Origin of the sequence: Chryseobacterium contaminans (assembly GCF_001684955.1) — a bacterium.
GTDB lineage: Bacteria > Bacteroidota > Bacteroidia > Flavobacteriales > Weeksellaceae > Chryseobacterium > Chryseobacterium contaminans.
In genome coordinates this window covers 1-6,144 of sequence record NZ_MAYF01000105.1, presented here as the reverse complement: position 1 = coordinate 6,144, position 6,144 = coordinate 1, and the positions used below count along the sequence as shown (strand labels likewise).

Genomic DNA, 6,144 nt, shown 5'->3' with positions numbered 1-6,144 from the left:
GACGTTCTCATGCCCATGAAGGGAAATTCAGAGAAGATGATTTTGCGGTGAATAAGCTTCCTGCAGATTGGAATATGATCTCAGTTTCGGATGGAGCTGGTTCTGCTGTGATGGCAAGAGAAGGTTCAAGGCTGGCAACGGATTCTGTCAACCAGTTTTTCAGTTCTTCTGAAGTTTTACATGAAATTGAAAATAATATTAATATCATTTACAGCACAGCAGGTGGAAATAAAGAACAAGAAGCTAAAGAAAATGTTATAAGACGTTTATATGAAAGTGTTTTATATGTTCATCATAGATTGGAGAAAACGGCTTCAGAAAATAATTTTTCCATCAATGATCTGCATGCGACCTTAATCTTTGCTTTGGTCAAAAAATTCAGTTTTGGATATATTATCCTGAGTTTTGGAGTGGGAGACTGCCCAATTAATCTTATCCACACTGATTTTTTCAGGGTAGAACTTTTGAATACAATGGATGTTGGGGAGTTCAGTGGTGGCACCCGTTTTATTACCATGAAGGAAATTTTTAATGATCAGATTGTTTCCCGTTTCGGAATAACCTGTGTAGAGGATTTTTCGTATCTGGTACTTATGACAGACGGGATTTATGATCCTAAATTTCTTACCGAAAATAAGCTGGAAGATACAGCAAGCTGGAAAATATTTTTTGATGATCTTAATGGAAATAATGATGATCTTGCCAAAGTAGATTTTCTCAATGATAATGAAATTGCTCAGCAACTTCTCCATTGGACAGATTTCTGGAGCAGGGGAAACCATGACGACCGTACACTGGCCATAATTTATTAATTCAATATGAAAAAGACCATTAGGGTTGCTTCCGTTCTGGACGCAGCCAAATCCTATGAATATGTAGATGAAAAACCAATTCAGGGCGGGGTAAAAGATGTTTACTTTTCGCCGGGCCGAGAGTATGTAGTTGCTTTTTACAGGAATCCGCTGGATGAAGGGCAGAAGGAAAGAATTATGAGAATTGTTTCTACCTATCTGCAAAATATTCAGAATGGTAATGCTGCAGAATATTTTTTGAATGAAATCTTCAGATGGCCGTATGATATTGTGGAAAAAGACAGGCTTACTGGAATTGTTGTTCCTATCTACAATCAGAAATTTTTCTTTTCTAAAGGGTATATAGGCTCAGAAAATATTAAGGATGAAGAAAAAGTTGGAAAGTGGTTTACTGCACCGATGTTTAGAAACCCGCAGTATCCATTAAGGCTGGATCCGTCTGAACTGGGAGATTGGTTAAGTTATTTTCAGATTGCCATTAATATCAGCCGGGGTGTAAAAAAACTTCATCAGATGGGATTAGCCCATTCAGATTTGTCGTACAATAATATTCTGGTAGATCCGGTAACCAAATCTGCCTGTATTATTGATATTGATGGGCTTGTTGTTCCAAAACTATTCCAGCCGGAAGTCATCGGAACAGCTGATTTTATTGCCCCCGAAGTTTTAAAAACCCAGCATTTGGGATTGCATGATCCCGGAAAACATCTGCCCAATCAAAAAACTGATTTACATGCTCTTGGAGTTCTGATTTATATGTATCTGTTGAGAAGACATCCTCTTCGGGGCGGAAAAATCTGGGACCTGGATTCTGAAAGGGATGAAATTATATCTATGGGAGAAAAAGCTCTTTTTGTAGAACATCCTAACGATCCATCCAATAATGTGAGGGCAGATCATCTTAGAAAGTGGGATAGCTTTTGGGGCGATCCACAACAAATTCCTTATACTGTAACAGGGCCTTATCTTGCAGATTTATTCAGAAAAACATTTATAGACGGTTTGCATGATCCGATCAGGCGTCCCACTGCCAACGAATGGGAAACGGCTTTACTGAAAACTGTAGATTTGATACAGCCTTGTCAAAATTCCAATTGTACCGAAAAATGGTATGTTTTTGATAATACAAGCAATCCGAAATGCCCTTTCTGCGGAACTCCACATCAGGGAACCCTTCCGGTTCTGGATTTATATTTCCGGTTTGATGATGAGGTCTGGAAACCTGAAAATCACAGGCTGATGGTCTATCATAATCAGTATTTATTCAAATGGCATGTATCCAGAAAGGTGATCAGAAATGAAAACCTGACCATGCAGGATAAAATGCCTGTAGGTTATTTTACTTTTCATCAGGGCAAATGGGTATTGGTGAATCAGAGTTTATCCGGGATGAAAGATATCACAGAACAAAAAGAAATTCTGCCGGGCTCTATGGTAGAACTTACTGATGGAAAGAAAATACTATTATCTGCAGAAGAAGGTGGAAGGCTGATCTATGTGACCATGGCCAACCAATGATTCATTTGTAGATATTCTATTCCTTGTTTGTCATTGCGAACGAAGTGAAGCAATCTCAATAACTAATTAGATCTCTCACAGATCTCACTAACCACATAGGTTTTATGCATAATCATCTGTGAAAATCTGTGCGATATGTGGGAAAAGAATTTGCTTTATCAGCTCAATCTACGAGATAATATATTCAGATAGTAATCGGAATTTATAATAGCAGATTTATCTCCACTATTAGCTTTTAAACCGGTGAGAATTCCATGAAATAAGAATGCTCATCCTCACCTGCAATTTTAAAACCCAACCTGGAATAAAGATGTTGTGCTTTATTGGTTTTTAAAACATTTAAAGAAGCTGTTTTTCCTGTTTCAGAAGCTTCTTTTAAAATATCTGTCAGAATTATGCTCCCCAATCCCTTACCTTGCTGGCTGGGATCAATCTGAAGCTGCAGAATATCAATATTTGTCTCTGCCTTATCTATTTTTAAAAGTCCGATGGGTTGGTTGTCCAGAAAAATAATATAAGCCTTGTCAAACTGATAGAGAATCCTTTGAAGGGTAGTTTCCCGGTCTGTAGGAAGATGAGATTCTGCATAATGTGGAACCATGGTCTTTGTTCTCAGATCAAGGAGATAATCAATATCATTTTCTGTTGCTTTTTGATAAGTAAGCGGAGTTTTCATAACTTTTTTTGAGTTTGAATTTCAGACCAAGCTTGCCTTGCTTGCTGAAAAAATTAATAGATGCCTGGGATAATAACTTGATTACAAAGTCTAATCAAATGTAATATTTCTTTGGTGAAGATAGGCTTCATCAATATTTTCTTTTTCAAAATGATCCGGATGCATGGTGATTTTTATAAACTCTTCATCTTGGTAAAATCCACCTAGAAATAACTCATTTTCTATTATTTTTACCTGGATGGTAAGGGCATTGATAAGGATTTCTTCCTCTTTTAATGTTTTGATATTAAAAATAAAGAGCCTTTGATAATGGTTATCCTTGTACTTAATAATGAGATGATTTTCATAGAAATATAAAATTCCATCCCGGAAAATGGGCTGTTCCAAAGTATTGACAGGAGGTTTCCAGGTGAGTACTTTCTTTTCTTTTAATCTGATTCTGACCTCTTCTTTTCCAACCTCATTACATTGCCACCATGCTATAATACCATTGCTATTAACGGCTGTCTGATGTGGAGATACATAATTTTCAGTGCCTGAATGATCTGTCCAGGTAATCTTTTGCTCCCTGACTTCTGTTTTAATATTATCAGTGAACAATTCTTCATCAATCAAGGTAAGGATTTCGGCCTGCGTCATTACTTTTTGTTTCTGTGGCGAAGATATTGATTTAATTGGATTGGGAGAAGAGGAGAATGCCGGAAGCTTTATGAAGTTCAGGTTTTTGTTTTCCCGGCATTCAAACTCTTTTTTACATCAGTTCAAAAAAGTTTCTTTTGCCGATTTTTATTTTAGTCTCTTTTACAAGTATAATTTCTTCATCAGGTTCCATCATTTTAATGGTATCAATTTGAACTCCACCACTTTGGATTAATCTTCTCACAGCAGATTTGCTGAGGTCTTTTTTTAACTGATGACAAAGCTCAAGAACTGAAGTTTTATGTTGAAGATGGTTCAAGGAATTGATAGAGACAGGCTCAAAGCTTTTCTTTTCAAAATCCTTATTCTGAAACTGATTATTGAAGAAAAGTTCTGCATTTTCGGCTGCTTCAGCATTGTGGTATTGGCTGATGATATTTTTAGCAATCAGCTTTTTGATGTTCATTGGATTCTCACCATTTTCCATTTTTGATTTTAAACTCATTTTCTCTTCCATTGAAAAATCTGTTGTAAGATCAATGAACTCTTCAATTAATGCATCTGGGATAGACATGGTTTTTCCAAACATTTCATTGGGCTCATCAGTTAATCCGATGATATTGTTTAAGGATTTGCTCATTTTCTCTTTTCCGTCAAGACCTTTCAACAAAGGCATACACATCACAATTTGGGCAGGCATCTGATGGACTTCCTGCAATTGTCTTCCCATGGTACAATTAAAGAGCTGATCGGTTCCGCCCATTTCGATATCGCATTCAATTTTTACGGAATCAAAACCTTGCAGGATAGGGTATACCAGCTCATGCATGGCAATTGGGGTGTTTTCTGTAAACCGTTTATTAAAGTCATTTCTGTGCATCAGCTGAGCTACCGTAACTTTTGATAACAGTTGAATAACCTCTGAGAAATTCAATGCATCAAGCCAATCTGAGTTGAAAACAATCTTTGTTTTTTCAACATTAATAATCTTTGAAAGCTGATTGATATAAGTTTGTGCATTATGAGTAACATCCTCAGCGCTTAATGCTTTTCTGGCTTTGTTTTTTCCGGTAGGGTCACCAATTCTTGCGGTGAAGCTCCCTACTACAATAATAATCTGATGTCCCAGATCCTGAAACTGTTTCAGTTTTTTAAGAACAACAGCGTGTCCAAGGTGCAAATCAGGAGCTGTTGGATCAAAACCCAGTTTGATAGAAAGTTTTCTGTTTTCTTCTTTAGCTTGTTTTAATTTCTCTTCCAATCCGTTTTCCGGAAGGATAATAGAGACATTTTCTTGTAATGTATCAATCATGTTGTAATAGTTTTAAATGAAAAAGCCCGGACAGTACTGTCCGGGCTCTATATGTTAAGTAGATTATTTAATTTAGATTACAGCTATAGAAAGTCTTCCCGAACGATAATTCGGAGTATAATATTCACTGAAGAATGGAAGACGTAATATGCTGTTCAAGTGTTTCATTAATATTGTAAATATAACAGGAATTTCCTGAAGTTCCAATATTTAAACCATTAAGATGTAGTGTAATTGGTTATAACAAGATTTGTTTTTTTAGAAAAAACTTAACCATTTACGAATCTTAATGGTCTAAAATAATGGTTCAAAACAATTTTACTTGCCATTTCCTAAGCTAATTCTGTGCCACAATCTGTTAAAATCGCTTTATATGTTTTTTATCATGTTAGAGGCGTTTTTCCATCTTATAATTGATGAGATCAATTCCTTTTACATTTACTATTTGTTCCTGGATGACCTTAAAACCCATACTTTCGAAAAAAGGTTTTGCTGTTATGCTTACATCAGCAGTTAAGAACTTTTGCTGTTGTTGTACTGCTTCTTTTTCAGCCATGTTGTAGAGCTGGGAAGCAATTCCATGTTGCTGATAGTCTTTGTGGACGAACAAAAGATCAATATAATTTCCCTGAGCAAGGGTACAGAAACCAACCATTTTATTCTCAGATTCAGCAATTAAAATGTATTGTTCCTTCATCACATCCAGCCACCTTTCTTTATTGTCCGCACCGGACTTCCAGGCTTCAATCTGATTGGGATTGTAATCTCCTTTACAAACCATTGTAATGGTATCCTGAAAAAGAATAAGCATTTCCGAAAGATCCTGTAAATTTCCTTTTCGTATGCTGATGGGGTTATTGAATGTATTGTTGTTCATAGATTTTTTGTTGTTCTTCATTAAGCAAAGGGTAGAAGAGAATATTACATAGGTTCGTAAAAAATCTTTTTACTGAATTGCAATATCTGCCTGTTTTGTATAAAGCCGAAATACCCGATTTTGAATAATGGATTGGATTTAAATGAATTAAAAATAAAAATAAAGTTTCGTTGTTTATCTTAAAGCTGAATAATAGAACCTTTATAAAATTTTGTCAGATCATACAGATCATTGAAATATTTTTGAAGGTCTGTATTGTCTTTTTCGTCAAGACTTTTAAGTTCAGATTGATGTTCTGCCAATGCATATA

Annotated in this window: 6 protein-coding genes; 2 read left to right on the top strand and 4 right to left on the bottom strand. The window is 35.8% G+C overall.

The window, feature by feature from the left end; genetic code table 11:
* Positions 1-812: PP2C family serine/threonine-protein phosphatase (locus BBH99_RS07680; protein WP_131799201.1), on the top strand; the 812-nt coding region annotated here is incomplete at its 5' end.
* Between the two features lie 6 nt (positions 813-818).
* Positions 819-2,330, top strand: a complete 1,512-nt coding sequence (locus tag BBH99_RS07675; protein WP_066694158.1) for a helix-hairpin-helix domain-containing protein — start codon at positions 819-821, stop codon at positions 2,328-2,330.
* A gap of 235 nt (positions 2,331-2,565) precedes the next feature.
* Here BBH99_RS07675 and BBH99_RS07670 read toward each other — a convergent pair whose 3' ends face one another.
* The 4 genes from BBH99_RS07670 to BBH99_RS07655 all read right to left on the bottom strand — a co-directional run bounded on the left by BBH99_RS07670 (position 2,566) and on the right by BBH99_RS07655 (position 5,855).
* Positions 2,566-3,006 (bottom strand): GNAT family N-acetyltransferase, encoded by a 441-nt coding sequence (locus tag BBH99_RS07670; RefSeq protein ID WP_066694156.1) that lies wholly within the window; start codon positions 3,004-3,006, stop codon positions 2,566-2,568.
* Positions 3,007-3,096: 90 nt separating this feature from the next.
* Entirely contained in the window at positions 3,097-3,645 is a 549-nt protein-coding gene (locus BBH99_RS07665) for a hypothetical protein (protein ID WP_066694153.1), read from the bottom strand.
* Between the two features lie 112 nt (positions 3,646-3,757).
* Positions 3,758-4,957 carry a tyrosine--tRNA ligase gene (gene tyrS, locus BBH99_RS07660; protein WP_066694150.1) on the bottom strand — a complete coding sequence of 400 codons (1,200 nt, stop codon included), beginning with the start codon at positions 4,955-4,957 and terminating at the stop codon, positions 3,758-3,760.
* Positions 4,958-5,345: 388 nt separating this feature from the next.
* Positions 5,346-5,855 (bottom strand): GNAT family N-acetyltransferase, encoded by a 510-nt coding sequence (locus BBH99_RS07655; RefSeq protein WP_228390766.1) that lies wholly within the window; start codon positions 5,853-5,855, stop codon positions 5,346-5,348.
* Positions 5,856-6,144: the final 289 nt, after the last annotated feature.

Excerpts from the sequence above, each read along its gene's own strand:
- BBH99_RS07675 (WP_066694158.1), top strand. The coding sequence starts at position 819 with ATGAAAAAGACCATTAGGGTTGCTTCCGTTCTGGACGCAGCCAAATCC.
- BBH99_RS07665 (WP_066694153.1), bottom strand. The coding sequence starts at position 3,645 with ATGACGCAGGCCGAAATCCTTACCTTGATTGATGAAGAATTGTTCACT.
- tyrS (WP_066694150.1), bottom strand. The coding sequence starts at position 4,957 with ATGATTGATACATTACAAGAAAATGTCTCTATTATCCTTCCGGAAAAC.
- BBH99_RS07655 (WP_228390766.1), bottom strand. The coding sequence starts at position 5,855 with ATGAAGAACAACAAAAAATCTATGAACAACAATACATTCAATAACCCC.
- BBH99_RS07670 (WP_066694156.1), bottom strand. The coding sequence starts at position 3,006 with ATGAAAACTCCGCTTACTTATCAAAAAGCAACAGAAAATGATATTGAT.